Raw genomic sequence first — 24962 nt, 5'->3', positions numbered from 1 at the left:
AGCTTTTTTGATTATCTATTAATTAGGTGTCCACGTTCCCACAGTATCTACTGTTTCTAATGTGCCAGGAGAAGTTGAAATATTTAAATGAACTTTCTCACCTACTAATGAACTTGCATTACCTAAATAATCCATCACAACAACTTTGCGCTCTTTGTATGCCACTTTATTCGTAACATTGCTAGTTCCCTTTTCAACCCATGACACTAATTTTCCTCTTTGAATATACGAAACTAAATTGTATGCACTACCTGTAGTTTCTTTAACAGCATCAAGGGTCTCTAAATCATTAATAATCGGAACTTTCCCTGAATACCCATGATATGTAGGGGATGCATTTGCAAATGAACCAAATCCTATAGTCAACAAACTAACAGCTACAATACTTGCAAAAAGTTGGTACTTCTTCATTTTGCTTTCCTCCAGATTGTAATTTGTTTCATTTTCGGTCATTCAATTATCTTAATTTTATTATTATTCTGTTTATTTTGTAAAGTGAATTTTATTAAAATAAATACATTTAATAGATCTAAAGATACTATTTGCTTTAAAGTTGATATATTTTCGTTTTATACAAAAACTGCTACTAATATTTAGATTAAGTAGCTGATCTTCGTTTACTCGCTTTATTTTTATATTGTTTAGCTAGTTTTACCATAGCCAATATCTAGCTCCCTGTGTAACAATAAATCTGTCCAGCCAAGTTTCAAAGTTCATAGGTAGCCTTTGAATGTCTCCTTCATGAACAAAGATAAGATAATTATCCTCCCCATTAGCAACTTTTTGAGAATCAACGAACATATAATCACCATATCCTCTATAATTACCCATCATAAACCAATTTTTATCATAGGCACTTTGATAGTATATATTGGTCTCATATTCATGGATATAATTTAATATCTGGCTTAAATTAAATATTTCAAAGAAATCATAACCAAGACCATTTTCATTAAATAATTTCGCTCCATTACTATGTTTTAAAAATAAGCACAATTCCTTCGGTAAAACATGCTGAGTTTCTAAAGTGAATTCCTGTAGTTCATGATTTGATATTGGACAATTCCAATCACAGGTTACATTTAAAATTTCTCCATTCTCCCTTTGTATGATAATGCTGTTCTCTTTATCTAACCTTTTATTTAATGCTGTTAATATTAATTCAATCGACATATTATCTTCACCTAATTTCTAATAGTTTACCCACCAAGGAGATACAGTACCTCTATGAAATGAATATGGCAAAGGAATTAAATTGCTATAATCCTTATTTCCTCCCCATTTACACGGTCTAATATGATGAATTTCATAATCATTCCAATTTAAAGATCCATAAGTTGCATCATACCATGTTCTATATGCTATCCTATCAGAGTTAGTCAAAGCACAAGAAGAACTAGAATTTGCTGACCAAGTTGTAGAAACTGGTTTAGTCATTACTTTTTTGGACTTAGGGTCTGTATATTCTGGATATTTCATTCCTTTTTTATTCAACAACCAAGGTCCTTCATTTTTAGCACTCGCACGATAAGATGCATTTGAATAATTAGCATATGCCATTGAATCAGATTTCCAATAATATGTTGAATTTATATAAGCAGAAATTGTAACTACTTGTTTCAAGGTTACTGTTTTAGTAATATTGTCCGCATTTATATATGAACCATTTTCACTTGTAGCTCTTTGAATACTTGCAATAATTGTATAATCTTTTGGTCTTGTACCTACCCCATATACTCCTGTAACCTCTGCTGAATGGTTAATTTTTGATGTTGTTGTACCAGCATTGCTAATCCACGTTTTAAATGCAACTGAATATACTAATAACGAATTATACTTACTAATGTTATCTGAATAAGCATTTCTTGAGAAAGTATTTTTTAGAGAATTGTTGTCAATTAACTCATTTATATCAATAATTTCATCAGTTTCAGTATCTAACGCAACTATATATGTTCCTTCACTTAATATATACTCATCGTTTATTACATTAAAGCTATCTTGAAATTCTGCTCTAAGATCTTCCTCAGTAATATATTCATCGATATATCCCAACTCATATAATTTTTGTAATTGAATAGCAGCTTCTAAATAATCTTCTTCATGACTTACGTGTTCTAACTCTAACACCGATGATCTTGCTAAAAAAGTTGGAGTAAATGAAACTAAAAGTAATAATATTAATAGTGATAGTGATAATACTATTTTTTTCATTTCGATTTTCTCTCTCCTTTTTAATTTTTAGTATTTTCTGAATTTATAGTTATTATTTTAGTGTGTTTATTATAGGAGGAATTTTAACCAGTGTCTGATTCATTATCACCTCAACCTTCACCATCTCTAATTAGTTGTTGAATGACCAAAATTTATTTGAACTTTCATGTTTCTATTTTTCAAACGAAACTAAATTGTAAGTACTACCTGTAGTTTCTTTAACAGCATCAAGTGTCTCTAAATCATTAATAATTGGAACTTTTCCTGAATACCCATGATATGTAGGGGATGCATTTGCAAATGAACCAAATCCTATAGTCAACAAACTAACAGCTACAATACTTGCAAAAAGTTGGTACTTCTTCATTTTGCTTTCCTCCAGATTGTAATTTGTTTCACTATTTTCGGTCATTCAATTATCTTAATTTTACTATTATTCTGTTTATTTCGTAAATTGATTTTTGTTAAAATAGATATATTTTATAGTTATAAATGTAAAATTTAAATTAAAATTACTATATTTTACCCATAAAAAAACCCAGTACCTTTTGTAGAAGGAACTGGGTTTTCTCTGTTGTTTTAATATGTTTAGCGTTTAATCTCAAATTCTTGTGGACCAGCATAGGGTGGAGCAATGTAATATTCATAGAAAAAGATGACTGGATTTCCTTGTTCATTAATATAGAAGTTTTTTGACGTATATTCGTCTATTCCACCATCTCCCTTTGAAGAATAATATTCTTGATAGTACGACCAAAGATTCTCATCGGTCTTCGCACGTTCCTTCACTTGACGCTCTATTTCTGGATCTACTATTTTTTCGTAATCTTTTCCTAGTAAATCTTCTAACGTTAGTTCCTTTCCTGTTGTTAAATCAATATTATAAAAATACTTTGTATCAAATGTTAATCCATTTGTAGTTTCTGTTTCATTAATGATAAATGACAAGATTTTTGCATTTGAGCTTTTTACTTCATAATCAAATTTGTATGTGCTAGGTGTATATTCATTAATATCCCTTGCATCCTCGCCCTCTCCAAGGAAGTTTTTCTTAAATTCCGCTGAGTCCTGTTTTGCTTTCGCAGCAAGGCTCTCAATTTTTTCCTTAATCATCGTATTAATCTGATTTTCTAATGATGGATTCCCTATATCAGAGAATTGAGGAATTTTAATATGTGCATCAATCGAATCTGTCTTTTCTATATATTCATCAATCGTAATCACTTTTACTACTGCTCCTAATACAGGAACCTTTGACATTGCCAGAGCAAAAGTCGGACTTAGATTTACAAAGAACATGAATAGTAGACAGGCCGTTAAAGGAATCACGATAAACTTCATTTTAAAAAACGTTAAAAAATCTTTCTTCTTGGGCATCGTTTCATTTTCAGCCATTGTTAATACTTTTTTTCGTATCCTTTCCTTATTTAATAAGTTTTCTTCTATAACACGTTTTAATACCTTTCGTTCATGCTGCTTCATAATCGCCTCAACCGTCCTTCCCAAACTTTTTTCGTATTTCATGAGTGGTGCGGTAAATATAATTTTTTATCGTGGATTGATTTAAATGTAGTAATTTTGCAATTTCAGGAATTGAAAGTTCAGCATAATAAAATAAGTAAAATACCTTTTGCACTTTTTGAGGTTTGGTTTGCAAAAAGCTCCAAATGTCAGATAATAATTCTTTGTTTTCTATTGCCATCTCTATCTCATTTTCATATTGCTCTATGTCCGTATCTGCATGATTATATTCTTCATCTTCTTTATTTATATCAAACAACGGTATGATACGCTTTACTTTTTCTTTTAAAGAATAATGTTGGTAGATTTTAGATTTAGCGATTCGTATGACATAAGCCTCTGGGTTCTTTAGATAATCAATGCCCTTGTCCTTTAGTATTCGATACAGCGCTATATAAGTTTCTTGTATTATATCCGGGATAACACTCGTATGATTGCATTTGCTAATGACATACACTACACATTGATGATAGGTTTTGTCATAAATTTCATTAAATTTCTCTTCGATTCTTTGAGTATTCAAAGGCTCACCTCCCGTTAAACGTTACTAGGGAATGCAATATACGAATGTTGAATAACATTGTTATTATGTCATGGTTTTATGGACTACATTCGTTTCCTTTGCACAATCAATTGCCGAAATAGGGATCGACTTTTTCACTTTTTAGCGATAACAGTTCTGATACTGTTACAAATTCATATCCTTCTTTTTTTAATGCCATTAATATTTCTGGTAAGGCTTCAGCTGTTGCTGTATGAATATCATGCATTAACACTACTGATTTATTTGCGATTTGATTTAAAATTTCGTTTTTTATAGCTGCTGGGTTGCGACTTTTCCAATCTAACGAGTCGACAGACCACATAATTGTAGTATAATTTTCTGACGCGGTATAATTTAGAATGTCTTGGTTGTATATCCCGTATGGAGGTCGAAATAAGGTTGGAGTTACACCTGTTGTTGCTTCAATAATTTTGTTTGTTTTATTGATTTCTTCTGTCATTTCATTGTGCGTCAATTTCTTTAAATTTGGATGACTAAAGGTGTGATTTGCTATTTCGTGACCTTCAGCAACGACTTGTGCCGCAATATTTGGATACATCTCAACTCTGCTTCCTAACATAAAGAATGTTGCCTTTGCTTCATGCTGCGCTAATGTTTGTAAAACGCGTGGTGTAACTTTGACACTCGGGCCATCATCAAATGTAAGTGCTATATATTTTCCGTCAGGATTCAATGCAACTGTTTCATTCTCTAATTCTTCTTCCTCTTCTTCTGTCCCTTCTTCCTCTATTACATCCTCACTATCATCATTTTCTTCAAATCTTGCCTTATCACTTGCAAGATTTTCAGCTTGCCCATGCTCTTCAACTTGTCCACCTAAAAAGTAGTATCCCGCACCTAGCATGATAGTAAAGAACAAAATGACCGCTACAAATCTTGTCCATCTAATTCTTTTCCTTGCTTTCATTCCAATACACCTTTCTTTGCTATTTTTTCTTTCTTAATATAGAAGAGAATTAGAGAGTTGAAAAAGTTTCAATGAAACTAAAAAATTTTAATTATTTTGTAGGACAATAAAAAAGCATGAAAAGTCTTGATAAATATCACGTGTTCATCATGCGCAGTGGATGCGGTCTACAGTTCGGTATATGATAGTGTGGGTAGTACGCGGCATTAATGGCGGACAGGCGTATAGTGGAAGAAGGGAAGATTAGAAGTAATGTAGAATATAAAAATGAATACTTTGCCAATCGTTTTGCCCCGTCACATGGGGTACGGGTATTAAAAAGTTGGCTCAAGGGGATGAATGCCTTTTTCGTGTTGTTCCCTTGAACCGAAGCAAAAGGAGTGAAATATGCATGAAAGAACCATCTGAACAGCTTATTGACATGCTTGGCCATCCATATAGTCCTAAAAATGTTCAAGCTTTGCTGCAATCATTCAATGTCAAGCGAATGCCTTCCCCGAACAGCTATTTCAACGACGATATTATTTGGTCTGTAAAAGCATCGATACGCATTGATATTTATCGTGCCTCAAAAATAAATGATTTGACTGGACTCCACTATACAAATCAAGATGAATGGATTATTGGTGCTATACATTTTCTTGCTCCTGGATCAGATGACCGAATTAAAAGGCCGTTTTCTGGAAAGCTTCCTAAGGGAATCACGATGTGCTCAACACCAGATGAGTCAATAAAGGCATATGGTCGACCTGAAATGGATGAAAAATGTGCGTGGCCTGGGTTCTCTGGTCAAATTTTGGCTTGGCGCAAGCCGAACATAAATATCGCAATTGAATATGCGGATAGTGCAATCGATTGCGTAATGAGAAGCTACACTGCCTGTTTAATTGGCTGCATAGGCGCATGGCGAGACGATAACCCTGAGGTCTTTTCTCCCTGATGGTCAGTCGATTACACCGTGCTACGGGTGGTAGTTCGTTCGCTCTCAAATAAATGGCACTCTTTATCAAACTTTAAGCGCATGTTTTGAAAAAAGATTTCAAAACATGCGCTTTACATTTGTTCTTGTATCAAGGTTGATATGGTTATGAAAACCTTCATTAATCCTTATGTCACGATTGAATTTTATCTTGCAAAGAATTGTCGATAATATAAAAAAGACACCGAGGTGTCTTATGTATTTTCAAGGCTTATGGACAATTTGAGAGTTAATTATAATAATGAAATGCAAAACCATCTTCTGGTTCGCCCACTTCATATCCCAATAATTTTGTAGCGCGTTTCTTAAATAATGTAATCCATTCATTCCATTCTTCTGATGGCAATTGAGCATAAAATTGTAGTCCACTTGATTCAATACTTACTTCTATCAATTTACCATCTGAACCATGCCACTGTGGACAGCCGTTTACAAAGTGGTTCCAGTTAGGCATTTCTCTATATAAACGCTCCAACTTATCCCAAACTTCTTGTGGTGCAGAATAATGAATATTCAAATTCATATTGTATATTTCCATATATTCTCCTTTAAATTTAGATTTATAAGTTGATTTGCGACTCTTTCAAATTATTGTTTTACTGTGGGTCAACTGTGATAAAAACACTTTTTAATCCGTTATCCGTATATAAAAACTCCATTTGTAAACACATATCTGCCCGTTTTGAATTTGAAGTTAAATCATAATCAACTGCAAATCCACTGTTGTCCTTGAATTCATAAAAGTTAATTTGTGCATATTCGTATTGGGGATGGAAATTACATGGAGCTCCATATTCATCAAATGAATCCAATCCATTTAAGTTTAATGTTTCTTGGACATAATGGAATAAATCACCAATATCATCCACTTTAGATTCATCCACATAATTTAATATTTTTTCATATTCTTTACGATGCATTACTTTTAATATATTGGTAATAACAGTTATGGCATATTGTTTATTTTCACTTTTCATATTGAACCTCCCAATTCTATTTTTCTTTCCATTCAACTGTATAATATCATACATTTTTGAGAAAATTTATTTGAACTGGAGATACCAGTGTAATGCCATTTTCGGTTTGCCTTAGCGAGTGTTTTAGTTGTATACGACTCTAATCAAATTTTATAAAATCTTATACTTAGTTAAAAATATTAACTCCATTTTGACAAATCTCTTTGCAAAATGGAGTATTTTCGGTTTTGCTAATAAATAAAGGTTGAAAGAATTTTTGTCATCACTCTTTATTCAACGCGCCGTATATGATTAATCAACAGCTTCTCCACCTGTGATTTAAGAGCTTGATTTGCATAACGGAGTACTACATCATTCCCTGCAGTAGCAACTTGTACGTCACTAAAGTATTCATCTATCGGTTGCCAACCTACTACTCGTATACGTTTTTGTGCAAGTTCTCGTTTGAGATTAAAATATTCTTGTCTTAGCTCCTTTAGTAATGAATCCATCATTGGAAGAAATACTGTTTTCATTTTAAACTGCTCTAATTTACAATAATCAACCTGTAATGATTTAACTGCTAGCTCTAACAAAAGATACTTATGAAGTAACTGTCTTTCATCGGCTTTAATCATAGTAATCAGCATCCAGTTGGGCTGATTGAATATTTGGGATGGGGATACTCTCCGTTTTAAGTAGCGTTTCAAGTATGAGGTCATTCGTATTCATCGATTTAACTATACCAGTCCATTGTGTGATTGTATGGTCCTTCCACACTTCTACTGTAACGGTCAACTGTTGATTAAAAGCTTGATTAATTGTTTTTTGTAGTTCTTCCAGTTCCCATTCAGTCAATTCTCTTGGCTGTTCCATATACTCTTCTTTGTACTCTCTGAGAAGCTCTAAATGTTCTGGCAACATCATCGATGCCCATTTAATCGTCCCTCTATCTTTTATCATTCCAATCACTCCTATGCCAAATGACCACCAACTAAGCGATCTCGTTTTATAGCTGTACCAGCTTTTGTATAAGAAACGGCTCTTAATATTGAGGTAGCTCCAAACCTGTTACGTATGGCATCCATTGTAGGACCAATTATCTGACGTTGTGGCTTGCGTTCATCAAATAAATCCAATTGAATGCTATGCTCTTTCTCTAGGTTGGATATTCTGACTGATAATTGTCGTGCTGGCTCTCCAGCAAAATGTTCATCCAGTAATTCAATACAAGCTTTATACATCACAAGCGTTTCACTTGTCGGCACTGCAATGGTTTTCGAACGATGAAACCCTTTGGTCATGGCATTATGACTATAGGAAAGACCTAAGCTAATTGTACGGCCAACAAACCCTGCATCACGTGTGCGCTTCATTACGTCTTCACACATTTCTAGAAGCACTACCGCAATCTCTTTTCGTGTGTGATAATCCCTCATCAGCATTTGACCCTTACCAAAACTTAATGCTCCGTTTGTTATTAACGGCTCCCCTAATTTAGATAGATCTATTCCCCATGCATGGTAGTAGAGTTGATTGCCCATTACCCCAAAGCACTTTTCTAATTCTGCTAAATCTGCATTAGCCAAACCACCAACTGTTTGTATTCCCATAGCATTTAGATTTGCCTCCATTCGTTTTCCTATGCCCCACATTTCAGATAAAGGTCGAACAGGCCACAGTTTCTTTGGAATATCCTCATACGTCCATTTAGCAAAACCTGTTTTCTTTGCTTCAAGGTCTAAAGCTAATTTGGCGATTAACATATTGGGTCCCATACCTACTGCACTAGGTATACTAAATTGGTCAAGAATAGCCTTTTGTATTTCCTTGGCCGTCTCTTCGGGTGAACCCCAAAGCTTTTCCGTGCCAGTTAAATCAACAAAACTTTCATCCACACTATACACATGTATCGCATCAACAGGTACGTAATTAGCGATCAATTTTGTAATCGTCATCGACATTTGAATAAAGAAACTCATTTTAGGCTCAAATAATCTAATGTCAGGATGTTTTGGTATCTCATAACGTCTACTGCCAGTTTTGATTTTATATTTCTCTTTCATTAATGGTGATGCAGCAAGCACTACGCTACCTGGCTGGTCAAAATTCGCTACTACTGCAACTGGTGTTTTTAAAACATCTAATCCATGTAACATCGCCACGATACTAGCGTAAAAACACTTCATATCGATACACATAATAGGTCTATTGGGCATCGCTTCATAATTCACACGACATCACGCTCTTGTGTTATAACTGGAATAATTGCAAGAACATTGCTGATAATAAAAGTACGCTTTGCTTGTCGTGTGAAGCAATATGCAGAAAAGCAGTTATTTACAACTTTTATGATTTTCACTTGCCTTTTTGTAATTTCACCGCATTTGGATACATACATCATATGAACTGACTGATTGCGTTGCATTGCTTTTATTAACTGTTCTTTCATCCAACATCCTTCTCCCCTCGTCCGTAACAAGAACGTTTGTTTGTATTTATATTTTACGCACGTACGTTCCTTTTTACAACTGGGAATTTAAAGAAATATTAAAAGTGTCAAGCACTATTTGGGTGCCTGACACTTTATGAAGTTGCCTTATTTACTTCTGACAAACAATAGTTTAAACCACTGATTAACTAAAAACGGCATAAACGATAAGCTATAAATAAAGCCTAATTGGGCGCCACTTAATGCGGCCACTTCGAAGATACCCGTAAATGATGGAACAAATAATACGGCATGTAAAGCAACAAAACCGATTAAAAATGCTAACCAAGTATATTTATTCGAAAATACACCAATGGCAAAAATCGATTGCTTCGATCTGGAATTAAAGCCATGAATTAATCTCGACAAACATAAAGTAGTAAACGCCATCGTACTAGCTGTTAAAGTATCTCCTGTTGACAATCCTATTTCAAAAGCAACAGCTGTAGCAATTGCAATTAATAAACCTTCCAGTATAACTTGCGTCGTAAAAGCTTTATTTAACAATGGTGTGCGAATATCTCTTGGCTTGTCCTTCATGGTGTTTTTATTATTTGGTTCCAGTCCAATGGCAATGGCCGGCAAACTATCGGTAAGTAGGTTAATAAATAATAGATGAACAGGTGCAAATGGAACGGGTAAACCTAATATAGTAGCATATAAAACGACAAAAATTGCCCCTGCATTTCCAGATAACAAAAATAAAATCGCATTTTTAATGTTCGTATAGATGCTTCGTCCATTCGAGATTGCTTTGACAATCGTTGAAAAATTATCATCTGTTAATATCATAGATGATGCATCTTTCGCTACTTCAGTACCGGTTATTCCCATTGCTACACCGATATCAGCTTGTTTTAAAGCGGGACCATCATTGACACCATCACCGGTCATCGCAACGACATTGCCCTTTTCCTGCCATGCTCTCACAATACGAATTTTTTGTTCCGGCGTTACGCGAGCATAAACTGAAACATCTTGAACTTTTTCTTGCAGTTCGCGATCCGTTAAACCTTCAATTTCAGCTCCTTCAATCGCTTCGGATGGGTCCTGTAAAATCCCGATTTGTTTGGCTATGGCAGTGGCTGTTATTTTATGGTCACCTGTAATCATTACAGGTTTAATACCTGCTTTAATACAGCTTTCAACGGCTGCCTTCGATTCCTTTCTAGGTGGGTCCATCATTGCTATTAATCCTACAAAAATTAAATCTCTTTCATCAAATACAGTAATTGGACGGCCTTCTCTTACTTCCTTATATGCAATGGCTAATACTCTTAAACCATTCATTGAAAAATCTCGATTCACTTCTTCGATTTTTTTTCGATGTTCTTGCGTCAGATTAACTAGACCTTGCGACGTATTCATTTTTGACATTTTGAATAGCAGAACGTCTAGTGCTCCCTTAGTAATCATAATACTTTGCTGATTAATCCGATTAACCGTACTCATAAGCTTCCGATCTGAATCAAAAGGAAGCTCTGCCACCCTTGGATAATGGTCTCTAACAAGTAATTCATCAAAATCATACTGCTTTCCTAATTTCACAAGGGCAATTTCAGTAGGATCCCCGATTTCCTTATGATCTCTTTCCAACGCATCATTACATAATAACGCCTTTAAAATCAGATCTTTCTCAATTGCATTTTTCATATATAGTTGATCGTGTGGAATCACCTTCTGATTAACGTATACATGTTGGACAACCATTTTGTTTTCAGTTAAAGTCCCTGTTTTATCTGAACAAATAACCGAAACACTTCCCAAACTTTCAACAGCAAAGAGCTTTCGTATTATAGCATTTTCCTTTGCCATTTTTTGTGTCCCAAAAGCCAAGACAATTGTGACAATCGAACTTAATGCCTCTGGTATGGCGGCAACTGCCAACGAAACAGCAAACATAAACGATTCTACTAATTCACGGCCTCGAACCAAATCAATTGTGAAAATAACAACACAAATCATTGTGATGCCTAAAGCTAATTTTTCTCCAAATTGATCTAGACTTACTTGTAGAGGCGTTTTCTTTTCTTTTGCAGTATCAAGTAAATTAGCAATTTTCCCAATTTCCGTGTCCATTCCGATAGCTGTCACAATAACAACGCCTCGTCCATTCGTGACAAAGCTTCCAGTGAAGACCATATTTTTCTTATCCGCAATGGTTACATCTTCCTTAATCGAATCGGCACTTTTTGCGACAGCTAATGATTCACCTGTCAACGAACTTTCATTAATATGAAGATTATGGCTTTCTAGTAATCTTCCATCAGCATTTATATAATCTCCAGCTTCCAAATATAGAAGATCTCCCACAACGATATCTTCAGAAGGAATTTCTATTATCTGATTATTACGCATTACTTTCGCTATGGGCGAAGACAGTGCTTTCAAATTACCTAAAGATTTTTCTGCCTTTACATGTTGAACAGTGCCCAGAACTGCATTTAAAATAATAACAATCAAAATAACAATCGTACTTTCTACTTCACCTAATAGAAATGAAATAAAAGCCGCTACCATTAAAATAATCACTAATAAATCTTTAAACTGGCCGAAAAAAACGGCAAGTGTACTTACCTTTTTACTTTCCTCTAAAACATTATACCCGTAAACCTCTTGCCTCTTTTGAACGTCATAATCACTCAATCCCTGATTGGTCACATTCAGTTTATTCATGACTTCAACGGACGACTGCTGATGATACTGTGTCATTTGATTCTCCTTCCAGTGTAAATTATTAATAATAGTTGTGTTATTCAACCTAGAGCGGACTATTGCAATAGAAGGAAAACAACTTTATCTTTATTGCACAGTCTTTTAGCTATCAAAATGTCGTTTCTATCACTTGGCCCCTTTTGACTTGTATTTTTTCTATTACAAGCCGTGATTTCTGTTACATAATAGTAAAAATTATGTGCTCTTTTGCTCTCGACTCCATATTCCTAATAGTAGAACTATAACAATCTATTCCGTGTCCTAATCCAGTATGATAATAATTGATAGAGAGATTAAATTTTTTGTCCGATTGACAAAGCTAACTTTGCTCTCGCAAATAAAATAACAAGCCCCTCTCGACGTTCAGCATCAAGAGGGGCTATGGGTAAAAAACTTATCAAGGACTAGATTTCCATAATATGTAGAAAGCTAATTACTAGTGACAGACACCTGTTATTGGCTATTAAAAATGATGACATCACGTACTTCCATTGATTTCAAAAGATTTATAATACATAAATATCACAATTATTTAGTAATCTATGGTATACTGCTTTCAGTAGCACCATCAAAGGGCACAAACCAATTCGAAGCTGTAGCGTATTTTATACGATGCAGCTTTTTTATTTTAGATTTACTCAATTCCCACTTTACAATATAATGGTTTAACTAGAAAATATTGAATACATACTTATTTAAATAACTTTACCAAATGAAAATTCCAAATCATTAAAACAACTTCGCCAAATGACAAGCAAAGGAGAAAATCCAATGAATGTAGAAAAAATCTTTGAAAGCTTCCCATTATTACATTCTAGCAACCTACAATTTAAACAAATAGAAGAAAGCCATTTAGACATGTTATTCGCTATCTACGATAATGAAAAAGTATTTCAGTATTGTGGCATTATCCCGAAACACAATATTCAAACTGTCCAAAAAATGATTAGTCATTTTGAACGTGACTTCACGAAAAGAAATAGAGTGAAATGGGGGATTTTTTATAAAGATCAACCAGATTCTTTAGTCGGTATAATCGAAGCGATGGATTTTAACCAAAAAGTAAATATGGTAACAATCGGCTACTATTTAGCAGAGGACTATTGGAATAAGGGCATTGCAACGGAATCTGTACAAACCATTTGTAAATTTTTATTTGATGAAGCGAACATTAATAGAATTCAAGCAGAGGTTATGCCGATGAACGATACGTCAAAAAAAGTGCTTTTAAAAAGTGGCTTTATGAAAGAAGGTTTATTAAGACAAGCTACATTCTGGTCTGGTAAAGGTATTGTTGATTTGGAAATTTACAGCATTTTGCACAAGGAGTACAATAAATAAATTGAAAAGGCACGCTAAACAGAACTATTCTATTTAGCGTGCTTTTATTTGTTTATCTTCATACATGTTTGTAGCGTTAAACGGTTCCATAAACCGAATTTACAATCGTTTAATATCTGCTCATCATCACCTACTATTAGTAGTTTAACAAGTCAGGCTTTGTAATCAACAAGAGTATCATATAAGCTTACCGACATTGTAAAAGCTATTGATTTCTGATGCATGTAAATCAATCTTTTCTTTATCTTTTAAAGCGTTTCTAAACGCTAAAAATCCCAATATTAGCATTGCTATACTTAAAGGCACATATAAGAGTAAAAACACCTCTTTGCTGACTTTATTTAGCTTTTTAAATAGCTAGCATTTTACAAATTTAACCAAAAGTAGCCACGCGCATATAAATGAACGTGGCTCTTCTTGTATAGCAGAACGTTATTTTAGTTAATAAATGTAGAAATCTTTCCACTATATGTAGCTAAATAACCCTTTCCCGCTGGCACAGCTCCTTGTAATCTTAGATTTCCTTTATATAAATATCCATCAATCCATTTTTCATAAGGATACAATGTTGGTATAGAGCTATTAAATGTATAGTATACTTGATGCGATGCATCTGCATAAAGATAAAAACCTCTTGGATTAATATCAGATTTAGTGATTGTCTCTGATATTATTTCGCCATCTTCATATTCTTTATTGATGTCAAAACCAAGAGGTAGTTCTGTTACTGGTTCTGCTATTGGTGTAAATTCCCCAACATCATTAAAGCTTGTTTCCTCTGCAGCTAAAGAGATTCCTGAAAATGCAAAAATTCCAAAAACTAATGTAAACGCGCACAACAAAATACTTAGTCTCTTCATTTCCTTCATCATCTCCTTTATATTATAAATCATCTTGATTATAACTAACAACCTCATTGTTTTCAATATTATAATAATTCAGACTACTATAAAAATTTACTATTGGTAAGTGTTATATTTCTTGAAATAAAAAATCCAGTCTGAATAATCTATATCACCACTTTTAAGTTAATTTCCAAAAAAATCCTCAACTATCATTGCTGAGCCATTTCCTTAGTGGCAGCTGTTATTATTTACGCCATACAGTTTAAAAAGTTCACCGGATTCATATTGTTCAAGAACTATGCCGGCATGAAAACCGGTCATATTATTCTGTTCGATTCCTGCAATCTTTTCAAGCATTTTTACAGCATCAGCTCTGCGATAGTCCACTATAATTGCATAGATACTGCAAACATATAGGACAAAAGAATTTTCATGTAAAAACAACTCATCTAACACGGCTGTTGCAAGTTCAGATGATTGCTTTAATTGATCCAAAATAGCTAGCAACGCCTTATTTGATTTATTTCCTCTTTTATAATCTCCAGTCATCTGTGTTTGTTCTGCTATTAAGGCATGTTTGATAAACTCTTCAACTAATATTTTCGTAGCTTTCATATATAAACACCTACTATATATTAGTTTAGCAAGGCTAACTTTGTATTAAATAAGCTTACCGACATTTACGAAAGCTGTTCTTTTCTATTGTATGAATACAGCCATACTACTTAGTTTTCATTCTATTTTTTAAATTTTCTTTTGATATCTGATGCATGTAAATCAATCTTTTCTTTATCTTTCAAAGCGTTTCTAAACGTTAAAAATCCCAATATTAGCATTGCTATACTTAGAGGAGCAAATAAGAGGAAAAACACCTCTTTGCTGACTTTATTAGTAACGAATAAAATTAGTACAAGGATTGCGATTGCAGTAATATAGTTTACATATTTATTATATTTGCAAGACATACGAGGCACCCTTTCTAGCTTTAAATTATTTGATATTTCAGTTAATTTAATCTAGTATATAAATTATAACACACTTAGGAGGTGCATGATATGAAATTGATACAAAAAATAACTAGTTTATTTGCCGCTTTTCTTTTATTGAGTGCAACTTTAAGTAGTGCTGCATATGCACATTCACTAGTTCCTTCAGCGGCTATTAAGACAGAAGAAATTACAGGTACTAATGATTTAATTAAAGCAAACGAAAATGGTGTTGCGGAAAATGATTTTAATATTATTAATCTACCAAGTGAGTTTGATGATGGAATTCTTCTGAAAAGTAAGGGGACCGGAGAAGATTTAAAAATTGGTGTACCGAATAATATGCAGTTAAGTAAACCTACAATTACAGAATCAGGCAGCTATGAGTATAAGAATAACGGTCCAGTAGACTTGATTTTGCAACCGACGGAATTTGGCGTTAGAAGTATTGTAAATATTAAAGATTCAAGTGCTCCAAAGGAATATAAATTTGAGTTGGATATACCAGCAGGACATAAGCTCATTTCATCTGCTGATTACTTTGGTGACGTCCCTGGAAATGAGTTAGATACAGAAGAAGTCTTTATTGTAGATGAAAATAACATTATTCAAAGTGTTTTTGGGAAAGCTTGGGCAGTTGATGCTAATGGTGTAGATGTACCTACTTATTATGAAGTGGTTGATAACACTTTAATTCAAACCGTGAATTTTAATGAAAATACTGCATTTCCTGTATTGGCAGATCCAGATTGGGTTGCGATAGGAGCATGTAGTGCAGCTTTAGTTTGGTTTGTTGGTTCAAATTTATTTGTAGCAGCTAAAATTATTAAAGTTAGAAATTATATTAAAGCTCTCGGCGGTTTTAAAGAAAGTGCAAAATTAATTGCGGGTGCTACATCTTGGGAAGAAAAATTACGTGTGGGTGGATCAGCTTTACGTAGTTTAGCAGCAGAAATTACAGGTGTTACAGGTTTGTATGCGTGTACTAGATTCTTTAATAAATGATGAAAATATTTTAAAATGACCTGAAGAAGAGTAGACAAAATCGTCTGCTCTTTTTTGTCGTACTGTGGAGGCGGAGAAGGATTACAATAATAAATCGTTATGGTTTTTTCATATTAATTGGCCTTGATTTTCCCCTGCAGTGTATGACAAACTCCAAAAACAGAACGCACATTCCCCTCTTTTATTTCTTTATCGTGAATATTTTGTATTGCATAATAAAGTTGGTGCGAGAGGATAATTTAAAACTACAAATTATAGTGTCGGATAATCTGTAGTTGTTATCTATCAATTAAATTAGCTACCATCAAAAAAAGATTGTAGATAAACCCGAATCGCAGGATTATCTACAATCAAACTGTAGCTATACTTCTATTTAATACTTTTAGCAGCTTGTTGTATAAGCGCAGCTACCATTGTATCCATTTGTGCGAAACGATCGTCCTTCGTTTGTCCGTTGACATAACGATAATAAATTTGTTGGCAAATGACCGCTAATTTAAAATAAGCAAACGTTATATAATAGCCGATTGTTGAGACATCTCGACCACTTTTCTCCGCATAGTGCGCGATAAATTCCTCTCTCGAATAAAATCCAGGATGAACCGTAATCGGTGGCTCCCCTAATGCATACAACAACATTTTTGGATCATCTGCATGCATCCAATAACTCATCGCAACACCGAGATCTGCTAACGGATCACCCACTGTTGTCATTTCCCAATCAAAAAGCCCAATCATTTCTGAGTAATCTTGTGAAAACATCGCATTGTTGAACTTATAGTCATAGTGAATAATTGTCGCTTCATTATTTGTCGGTATATTAGCCTTTAACCAAGCCGTTAGCGCTGCTACCTCTGACAGCTCAGCTGTTTTTGCTTTCTCATAACGGTCAACCCAACTAACCACTTGGCGTTCCATAAACCCTTCAGGCTTGACCATATCCTTTAAAGCCGTTTCCTTATATGGAATGGCATGGAGCGCTACAAGTGATTCCACCATTTTTTCAGACAATTGACGTGCGAGTGCTATTGTCGATTCTGTCCCTGATGGGAAACGTATGTCCAACACGACACCTTTTTTTCGTTCCGTTAAGAAAAAGTCACTGCCGATAATGCTGGCATCATCGACGTATACATATGGTTTTGGTACAACAGCTAAAAACGGATGAAGCGCCGATAAAATGGTAAATTCACGCTTCATATCATGCGCTTTTTTTGCCACTGGCCCAAGAGGTGGTCTTCGAAGTACAATTTCAAAATCCGCTATTTTTAAACAGTAAGTTAAATTAGAATGACCCGCACTAAATTGAGAAATTTCTAGTTTCCCCTCTGGTAAGTCTGGGAAATGTCGCTTTAAAAAAGCATGTAATTGCTCTGTATCGATTCGTTCACTTGCCCTTACTTGTATCGTATCCATAGGAACCCCCCTTAAATAATTGCACTCATTCCACCATCTACCACAATCACCTCGCCTGTAACATAATCCGAAGCTGCAGTTGCTAAAAATAATGCAACGCCCTTCAAATCATTTTCAGCACCTAGACGCTTTAAAGGTGTAGCCCCCATCAAATAATCTTGTCCTCGTTCTATTAAAACATTTGACATTTTCGTTGGGAAAAATCCAGGGGCAATGGCATTAATGTTTACGCCTGATGGTCCCCATTTCACCGCTAAATCTTTGGTTAACGTAATAACTGCACCTTTACTAGCGTTATAACCAATTGTATCCATAAAATCAGGGAGTGTACCACCAAGCCCTGCAATAGAAGCAATATTAATAATTTTCCCCGCTTTTTGTGCAAGCATCACTTTACCAACAGCCTGCGTCATTAAAAATGTACCGTTGACGTTCACATCAAACACCTTTTGCCATGCCTCGTATGGCATATCGACAGCCGGCGCCCCCCATGAAGCACCACTATTGTTTACTAAAATATCAATCTTACCAAAGGTCTCTAATGTTTTTGACACAACAGGGGCAATTTCCTCTGGTTTCGTCACATCACAGGCAAGCGCAAGTGTCTGGACACCTAATTGTGCGAGTTGTGTCGCCATTTCCTCACAAGCCTCCACTTTGCGTGAGCACAACACAACGTTGGCACCAGCCTCTGCAAAGCCTTGCGCAATTTGTGCACCAAGTCCACGACCACCACCTGTAACAATAGCGGTTTTCCCTTGCAAGCTAAATAGGTCAAGAACAGTCATTTTACCAGCTCCTTTTGCTTTGGGGCATGTTTTTTCAGTTCCAATTTCGCTACAGTATTACGATGCACCTCGTCTGGTCCATCTGCTAAACGCAATGTGCGTGAATTGGCCCACTGAGCAGCGAGCGTCGTATCAGGTCCAACGCCAGCAGCACCAAATGCTTGAATGGCACGGTCGATGACACGCAATGCCATATTCGGTGCGACTACTTTAATCATCGCAATTTCAGCCTTCGCCTCTTTATTCCCTACTGTATCCATCATGTATGCTGCTTTTAACGTAAGCAGCCTTGCCTGTTCAATATCAATACGTGATTCTGCTATTCGTTCACGCATCACGCCTTGGTCTGCTAGCGGTCGATGGAAGGCTTGACGCTCTAGTAAGCGGCTACACATTTCTTCTAAAGCGCGTTCAGCTGCTCCGATAAGACGCATGCAATGATGAATGCGGCCTGGGCCTAAACGACCTTGAGCAATCGCAAAACCTTTCCCTTCACCCCATAAAATATTGTCCACAGGTACTCGTACATTTGTAAACGTAACCTCTCCATGACCTTCAGGTGCATGGTCATACCCAAAGGCTGTTAACATGCGCTCTATTTTGACACCTGGTGTATCCATTGGAACTAGAATCATTGATTGTTGCTCATGGATCGAAGCCGTAGAATCCTTATGTTTTCCCATAAAAATCGCGACTTTACAGCGTGGATCGCCAGCCCCGGTTGTCCACCACTTATGACCGTTTAAAATATACTGATCACCATCTCGTTCAATGCTAGCCTCAATATTGGTCGCATCACTAGAGGCCACTGCAGGCTCCGTCATCGCAAAGCAAGAGCGGATTTCTCCACGCAATAGCGGCTCTAACCACTCTTTTTTTTGCTTATCTGACCCATAGCGTACAAGTACCTCCATGTTCCCCGTATCCGGCGCATTGCAGTTAAAGACTTCCGGCGCTATTAATGATCTGCCCATAATTTCACATAAAGGAGCATATTCTATATTCGATAAACCTGCGCCATACTCGCTATCAGGTAAAAATAAATTCCATAGCCCCGCTTCCTGTGCTTTACGCTTCAATTCTTCCATAATCGGAGGAATCGCTCCCCAACGATCCGCCATTGCTTCCACCTGTGCCGCATACAGTGCCTCATTTGGATAAATATACTGCTCCATAAATTTCGCCAGTTTTTCTTGCAGTTCTACTACTTTTTCACTATAAGAAAAATTCATATGAAAGCCCCCCTTTGATTGACAACACGAATGAAAAATGAATGATTATTCATTCTTATTCTTACATTAAATGTTACCGCTATACGGCATGTAAATCAATCATCTATTCCATAAAAATTTGAATAAAGGAGAAAATTCATATGCAAAAACAGCTAAAAAAAGCATCTCCATTATGTCTTCTTTTTACAGCCATAAAAAATAATAACTATATTAAAATATCGTCAACATTATCTTTTACTATCAAAATAATGTATAACACCATCAATGAATTGTCGGATCGCAAAGGGCAGATGTCGATTTTTTAAATACACTAAATAAACATTCCTTTGTAAATTAGGGCAATCAATTTCTTTTTGAACAATCGTCTTCGCGGTTGGCCCCTGTAAATAGTTTTCAGGCAGAATGGTAATACCTAGATTTTCGCGAACAAGGGATACAGCCGTTTCAAAACGTTCGATTTCAAATTGAACATTGATTGCTTGACCCGCTTGTTCAAATGCATTCAAAATATCCTGCCTTGTTTGAAATCCATCTGTACTAATAATGAAAGGCTCATTGCTTAAATCTGCAATGGTCAGTAAATCTTTCGTCGCTAACGGATGATGTAAAGGTAATACAGCGACAAGTCGTTCCTCATACAAACACTTCACTTCTAGCTCTTCATCGTCCATCAATTGATTGGTAATAATTACATGCGTTTTGTAGCCTTTCAGTGATTTCTTGACACGCTTGCTACCTAAAATATCGACTAAATGAAATTTCATCTGTGGATAGCGCTTTTTATATTCGACAATTGCTTTCGGTAACCAATGCTTAATCGACTCCATTACACCGATGGTCAAATCACTTGTACCATGTACAATGACCTCGTCCATTTCAATTTTTAGCACTTCCATATTTTTTAAAATAACTTTTGCTCGTTCATATAGAAGCTGACCTGCTTCGGTTAATTGCAAATTTCTTGTATTTCTTTCAAGTAAAGAAGAACCAACTTCTTGTTCTAATTTTTTAATAGCATTACTTAAAGAAGGCTGAGAAATATGCAATTTTTCAGCTGCTTTCGAGTAATTCATATGCTCAATAACAGCGATAAAATATTGTAATTGTTTTAAATCCAAAACAACCTACCCCCCATTTATAGTTTAAAACTATAGATTAATAATAATTATATATTAGTAAATATAATTATGTGAATATATAATAAATTAACACTACAAGAATAATGTTAATGGAGTTGATAAAGAGATGTATACAATGACAGATCAAAAACAATGGAAAGGTCGCATCGATTCAACTACTAATCCAAGTAGTTTCCGATTACATCAAAAAGTAAAACGATTGGCTATTAACGATGTAAGCGCTTCACAACAAAAAAATGCTGGGATTGTTGGGTTTATATGTGATGAAGGGGTACGCCGCAATCAAGGGCGTGTTGGTGCAGCGAATGGACCCAATGCACTTCGTGGTGCACTGGCAAGCTTACCGTGGACATTTGATGAGCAACAGGAAATTATCGATGTCGGTAACATTCTTTGCCTCAATCATGCGCTAGAGGATGCACAACAAGAGCTCGGTGAAATTGTTCAAGGTCTACGCGCTAAAAACATGCAATGTATTATCCTTGGTGGCGGTCATGAAACATTATATGGGCATTACTTAGGTGTTCGTGCAGCATTACAAAAAGATGCCCGTATCGGCATTATTAACATCGATGCACATTTTGATTTACGACCATATGATGAACAAACTTCATCCGGTACAATGTTCCGTCAAATTTTAGAACAAGATCCACATACAGACTATTTTGTACTAGGTATTCAACGTTATGGAAATACACAAGAGCTGTTTGATAAGGCACATGAGCTGCAAGTAAATTATGTGTTAGAAGAACAAATGACAGCAGACAACAACGCGCATATTATGAACGATCTACAGCAATTTATGGATAATCATGATTATATTTTACTTACTTTATGTATGGACGTTGTCAACACAGCTTACGCACCTGGTGTTAGTGCACCCTCTCCTTTTGGTCTAGATCCCAAAACGGTTCGAGCTGTAATTCAAAAAGTAGCATCCCATCCACATACCCATTCTTTTGATATATGTGAAGTGAATCCGTTACTAGATGAAAATGGTCAAACAGTCAAATTGGGTGCTTATTTTGTCTATGATGCACTCAACAACTTACTTAGGAGGAACGGTTCATGATCGAAATTAATCAAATTACAACAATATTTCTCGCAGTCGCGTTATTTGCATTCGGGAGCTTCCTTATTAATAAAATAAACTTTTTAAAGCGTTTCTGTATTCCAGCACCAGTTGTTGGTGGCTTACTTTTTGCAGCACTAGCCACAATATTAAAAACAACTGGCCTATTAGAAATATCTCTTGATACATCATTACAAAGCTTATTTATGATTACTTTTTTCACGACAATCGGTTTAGGTGCTAGCTTTAAACTGGTAAAACTAGGCGGTAAGCTATTAGTCATTTATTGGCTAGCATGTGGGTTCCTTGCGCTAATGCAAAACGTTATCGGTGTATCCCTTGCTTCACTAATGGGCATTCATCCATTAATCGGTATGATGGCAGGTGCAGTTTCTATGGAAGGTGGTCACGGTGCGGCGGCTGCTTTCGGTCAAACATTAGAAGATTTAGGAATTTCATCTGCTATGACAATCGGTGCGGCGGCTGCAACATGTGGCTTAGTGGCGGGAGGTCTAATTGGTGGACCGATTGTCAAATATTTAGTCGGAAAATACAATTTAACACCAGATGAACAAGAAGCAGAAGCTATTGAATATGAAAACAAACATGAACAAATTACATCGGATTCATTCTTTACACAAGTGGTAATCATCACATTTTGTATGGCTGTCGGAACGTATGTTGGAACTCTATTCTCCGAAGCTACAGGTTTCGTATTACCAGGTTACGTAGGTGCCATGTTTGTCGCTGTATTGGTCCGTAATATTTTAGATAAAGTGAAACCAAATGCCATTAACATGAAAAGTATTTCTTTAATCGGTGACGTCACATTAGGTGTTTTCCTATCTATGGCGTTAATGAGCATTAAACTATGGGAAATTGCCGATTTAGCTTTACCTCTATTTGTCATTGTTTTTGTACAAGTACTATTCATCGTTCTATTCTGTATTTTTGTATTATTTAAATTACTCGGTAAAAACTACGATGCAGCAGTTATGGTGGCAGGCTTTGCAGGACATGGCTTGGGTGCAACACCGAATGCAATGGCGAATATGTCAGCAGTTGTTCAACGCTTCGGTCCTTCTACAAAGGCATTCCTCGTTGTACCAATTGTAGGTGCATTTTTAATTGATGTCTTTGGTATTCCTATTATTATTACAACCATTAACTTATTTAAATAACATGAAAAAAGCCGTGCATAGTCTTTATAAGACCGTTGCACGGCTTCTTCTATTATAGAAAGAACTTCATAGAATGCATTATTGTAATATGTCACTTACCGTTACACATTCATAACCTTGTTTCTGTAAATAAAGAATAACATTTTCGAGCCCGTTGGCTGTCGTTTGATGAATATCATGCATTAAAATAATACTGCCATCTTTGACAGATGCTTTGACATACGTTAATATTTTATCGGCATTGCGATGCTTCCAATCGAGTGTATCAATCGACCATAAAATAGAAGGCATTGGGATAACAGAGCGCACTTGGTCATTTGTCGCTCCATATGGTGGGCGAAAAACAGTTGGATATTGACCAATAGCTGCGTAAATGGCGTTGCTTGTCCGATCCACTTCTTCTTTAACGCTTGTTTTGGCTAAATTAGTTAGCTTCGGATGATTCCATGTATGATTGCCAATTTCATGACCATCCTTATACACTTGCTCTACAATTTTAGCATTGCTAGAAGCATTTTTCCCAACCATAAAAAATGTTGCTTTTACATTGTATTTCTTTAAAATGGCTAATATTTGTGGCGTAACTTTCGCATTCGGTCCATCATCAAATGTTAAAGCCACCCGCTTTTTCGCTCCTTTTGCTACTGGTACTCCTTGGTTGTAAACTTTATTATTTACGGTTAAGTCCGTTAACTCTGAAGCCTTTATGTACCCTTTTTGATCGTCAGCTTCCACATACGCCCAGCCTGCTACTATTGTATATTGCTGCACAATGGTTTTATGCGCTAGCGTGCCTAGCACTTCACCGCTTGGGCTCGCAGTTAAATGAATAATAGCCCCTTTAGGTGTATTTACCTGCTTTTTTGTCGCAGTTGGTTTTTTCAGCGCATTTGTCGCGACATAGCCAAATTCATGTCCATATTGCACATATGACCAACCACCAGGTGCTATGCCATACACTATTAACATACTATTTTCATATAGCTGTCCAACTTTTTGTGCACTTGGACTTGGATAGGACAATAAGTTTAGGCCGCCTTTTTTCGCCACTACAGCTTTTTCTGGCGTTAGCTCTGCTAATGTTGAGGCTTCCACATACCCCTCTAACTGTTCCATTCGGATATGTATCCATTCCTCATTGAAAGCTGAGGCTTGCACAAAATTGCCTTGTTTAATATAGCCATTCACCTTGCTTTCTGTGGAAGCCTCTTCATACACCGTCGCATCCTTTAGAACTTGTTGGATAGCAGGCATACTAGCTTGAGCGGAAACATGATTCCCAATAGCCATACTACATAAAAATGCCCATAATAACGCAAAAGGTAATAATTTTTTCAATATTCTACACCGCCTTTTTACAATCACTGATGTCGTCTCCCGTGTAAAATATATACAAAACATAGGATTGAAATCTGATAATGTTATTATACCAGAAAATAGTAAGAATCAACTAGATTTGCTAATTGAAAAGTTCTGTAAGAATGATTTTTGATAATCCACATCGGCGGCATACTGTTAAATTCCTTCTTATACTTTTGCAAAAACTTTATTATTTCACTGTATTTCCATGCATACGTTAATCGCTAGCTTGCTAACCTTCACAGCATCC

Annotated in this window: 26 protein-coding genes; 5 read left to right on the top strand and 21 right to left on the bottom strand. The window is 35.6% G+C overall.

Going from position 1 to position 24962, the window contains the following annotated elements; genetic code table 11:
* Positions 1-18: 18 nt before the first annotated feature.
* The 7 genes from T479_RS09740 to T479_RS09710 form a co-directional block, all read right to left on the bottom strand.
* Entirely contained in the window at positions 19-411 is a 393-nt protein-coding gene (locus tag T479_RS09740) for a hypothetical protein (protein ID WP_025219403.1), read from the bottom strand.
* Between the two features lie 240 nt (positions 412-651).
* Positions 652-1173 (bottom strand): SMI1/KNR4 family protein, encoded by a 522-nt coding sequence (locus tag T479_RS09735; protein ID WP_025219402.1) that lies wholly within the window; start codon positions 1171-1173, stop codon positions 652-654.
* 18 nt (positions 1174-1191) lie between these two features.
* Positions 1192-2214, bottom strand: coding sequence for an HNH endonuclease signature motif containing protein (locus T479_RS22790; RefSeq protein ID WP_025219401.1), 1023 nt, complete (start codon positions 2212-2214; stop codon positions 1192-1194).
* A 172-nt stretch (positions 2215-2386) separates the two neighbouring features.
* Positions 2387-2581 carry a hypothetical protein gene (locus T479_RS09725; RefSeq protein ID WP_025219400.1) on the bottom strand — a complete coding sequence of 65 codons (195 nt, stop codon included), beginning with the start codon at positions 2579-2581 and terminating at the stop codon, positions 2387-2389.
* 221 nt (positions 2582-2802) lie between these two features.
* Positions 2803-3696, bottom strand: coding sequence for a DUF3298 and DUF4163 domain-containing protein (locus tag T479_RS09720; RefSeq protein WP_025219399.1), 894 nt, complete (start codon positions 3694-3696; stop codon positions 2803-2805).
* Between the two features lie 7 nt (positions 3697-3703).
* Complete coding sequence (locus T479_RS09715) at positions 3704-4258, bottom strand: RNA polymerase sigma factor (protein ID WP_024361871.1); 555 nt, start codon at positions 4256-4258, stop codon at positions 3704-3706.
* Between the two features lie 106 nt (positions 4259-4364).
* Complete coding sequence (locus T479_RS09710; RefSeq protein ID WP_024361872.1) at positions 4365-5207, bottom strand: polysaccharide deacetylase family protein; 843 nt, start codon at positions 5205-5207, stop codon at positions 4365-4367.
* A gap of 391 nt (positions 5208-5598) precedes the next feature.
* Between T479_RS09710 and T479_RS09705 the strand changes: the two genes are divergently transcribed.
* Positions 5599-6147 carry a hypothetical protein gene (locus T479_RS09705; RefSeq protein ID WP_025219398.1) on the top strand — a complete coding sequence of 183 codons (549 nt, stop codon included), beginning with the start codon at positions 5599-5601 and terminating at the stop codon, positions 6145-6147.
* Positions 6148-6415: 268 nt separating this feature from the next.
* Here the strand turns inward: T479_RS09705 and T479_RS09700 are convergent, their stop codons facing one another.
* The 7 genes from T479_RS09700 to T479_RS09670 form a co-directional block, all read right to left on the bottom strand.
* On the bottom strand, positions 6416-6724 hold the full coding sequence (locus tag T479_RS09700) for a hypothetical protein (protein ID WP_025219397.1): 309 nt from the start codon (positions 6722-6724) through the stop codon (positions 6416-6418).
* A gap of 58 nt (positions 6725-6782) precedes the next feature.
* The gene (locus tag T479_RS09695; protein WP_038509625.1) at positions 6783-7163 is read right to left on the bottom strand and encodes a DUF7668 domain-containing protein; all 381 of its coding nucleotides are present in this window, start codon (positions 7161-7163) and stop codon (positions 6783-6785) included.
* Positions 7164-7432: 269 nt separating this feature from the next.
* Positions 7433-7780, bottom strand: coding sequence for a YhjD family protein (locus tag T479_RS09690; protein WP_024361876.1), 348 nt, complete (start codon positions 7778-7780; stop codon positions 7433-7435).
* On the bottom strand, positions 7773-8105 hold the full coding sequence (locus tag T479_RS09685) for a YolD-like family protein (RefSeq protein WP_024361877.1): 333 nt from the start codon (positions 8103-8105) through the stop codon (positions 7773-7775). The genes T479_RS09690 and T479_RS09685 overlap by 8 nt, the downstream gene beginning before the upstream one ends.
* An 11-nt stretch (positions 8106-8116) precedes the next feature.
* Positions 8117-9376, bottom strand: coding sequence for a Y-family DNA polymerase (locus tag T479_RS09680; protein ID WP_024361878.1), 1260 nt, complete (start codon positions 9374-9376; stop codon positions 8117-8119).
* The gene (locus T479_RS09675; RefSeq protein WP_024361879.1) at positions 9373-9594 is read right to left on the bottom strand and encodes a WYL domain-containing protein; all 222 of its coding nucleotides are present in this window, start codon (positions 9592-9594) and stop codon (positions 9373-9375) included. The genes T479_RS09680 and T479_RS09675 overlap by 4 nt, the downstream gene beginning before the upstream one ends.
* Positions 9595-9741: 147 nt before the next feature.
* A complete protein-coding gene (locus T479_RS09670; RefSeq protein WP_025219395.1) occupies positions 9742-12345 on the bottom strand; it encodes a cation-translocating P-type ATPase in 2604 nt (867 codons plus the stop codon).
* A gap of 774 nt (positions 12346-13119) precedes the next feature.
* Between T479_RS09670 and T479_RS09665 the strand changes: the two genes are divergently transcribed.
* Positions 13120-13689: a GNAT family N-acetyltransferase gene (locus tag T479_RS09665; RefSeq protein ID WP_025219394.1), complete on the top strand. Its 570-nt coding sequence runs from the start codon at positions 13120-13122 to the stop codon at positions 13687-13689.
* A 437-nt stretch (positions 13690-14126) separates the two neighbouring features.
* Here the strand turns inward: T479_RS09665 and T479_RS09660 are convergent, their stop codons facing one another.
* Entirely contained in the window at positions 14127-14549 is a 423-nt protein-coding gene (locus T479_RS09660; protein WP_025219393.1) for a hypothetical protein, read from the bottom strand.
* Between the two features lie 213 nt (positions 14550-14762).
* Positions 14763-15149 (bottom strand): hypothetical protein, encoded by a 387-nt coding sequence (locus tag T479_RS09655; RefSeq protein WP_025219392.1) that lies wholly within the window; start codon positions 15147-15149, stop codon positions 14763-14765.
* Positions 15150-15589: 440 nt separating this feature from the next.
* On the opposite strand from T479_RS09655, the gene T479_RS23520 reads away from it, so the two are divergent.
* Positions 15590-16525 (top strand): hypothetical protein, encoded by a 936-nt coding sequence (locus T479_RS23520; RefSeq protein ID WP_025219390.1) that lies wholly within the window; start codon positions 15590-15592, stop codon positions 16523-16525.
* Positions 16526-16894: 369 nt separating this feature from the next.
* Here the strand turns inward: T479_RS23520 and T479_RS09640 are convergent, their stop codons facing one another.
* The 4 genes from T479_RS09640 to T479_RS09625 form a co-directional block, all read right to left on the bottom strand.
* Positions 16895-17941: a phosphotransferase family protein gene (locus T479_RS09640; RefSeq protein WP_025219389.1), complete on the bottom strand. Its 1047-nt coding sequence runs from the start codon at positions 17939-17941 to the stop codon at positions 16895-16897.
* Between the two features lie 11 nt (positions 17942-17952).
* Entirely contained in the window at positions 17953-18729 is a 777-nt protein-coding gene (locus tag T479_RS09635; RefSeq protein ID WP_025219388.1) for an SDR family oxidoreductase, read from the bottom strand.
* The gene (locus T479_RS09630) at positions 18726-19961 is read right to left on the bottom strand and encodes an acyl-CoA dehydrogenase family protein (protein ID WP_025219387.1); all 1236 of its coding nucleotides are present in this window, start codon (positions 19959-19961) and stop codon (positions 18726-18728) included. The genes T479_RS09635 and T479_RS09630 overlap by 4 nt, the downstream gene beginning before the upstream one ends.
* Positions 19962-20188: 227 nt before the next feature.
* Positions 20189-21079 (bottom strand): LysR family transcriptional regulator, encoded by an 891-nt coding sequence (locus tag T479_RS09625; RefSeq protein WP_025219386.1) that lies wholly within the window; start codon positions 21077-21079, stop codon positions 20189-20191.
* 127 nt (positions 21080-21206) lie between these two features.
* Here T479_RS09625 and hutG point away from each other — a divergent pair, with 127 nt between their 5' ends.
* Positions 21207-22172: a formimidoylglutamase gene (gene hutG, locus T479_RS09620; protein ID WP_025219385.1), complete on the top strand. Its 966-nt coding sequence runs from the start codon at positions 21207-21209 to the stop codon at positions 22170-22172.
* Positions 22169-23353 carry a sodium/glutamate symporter gene (gene gltS, locus T479_RS09615; RefSeq protein WP_024361893.1) on the top strand — a complete coding sequence of 395 codons (1185 nt, stop codon included), beginning with the start codon at positions 22169-22171 and terminating at the stop codon, positions 23351-23353. Before hutG ends, gltS begins: the two co-directional genes overlap by 4 nt.
* Positions 23354-23431: 78 nt before the next feature.
* Here the strand turns inward: gltS and T479_RS09610 are convergent, their stop codons facing one another.
* Positions 23432-24691, bottom strand: coding sequence for a polysaccharide deacetylase family protein (locus T479_RS09610; RefSeq protein ID WP_025219384.1), 1260 nt, complete (start codon positions 24689-24691; stop codon positions 23432-23434).
* Between the last annotated feature and the right edge of the window lie 271 nt (positions 24692-24962).

The sequence above is a fragment of the Lysinibacillus sphaericus genome (assembly GCF_000600105.1).
In the GTDB taxonomy this organism is placed as follows: Bacteria; Bacillota; Bacilli; order Bacillales_A; family Planococcaceae; genus Lysinibacillus; species Lysinibacillus sphaericus.
This window is presented reverse-complemented; position numbering and strand designations above follow the sequence as displayed.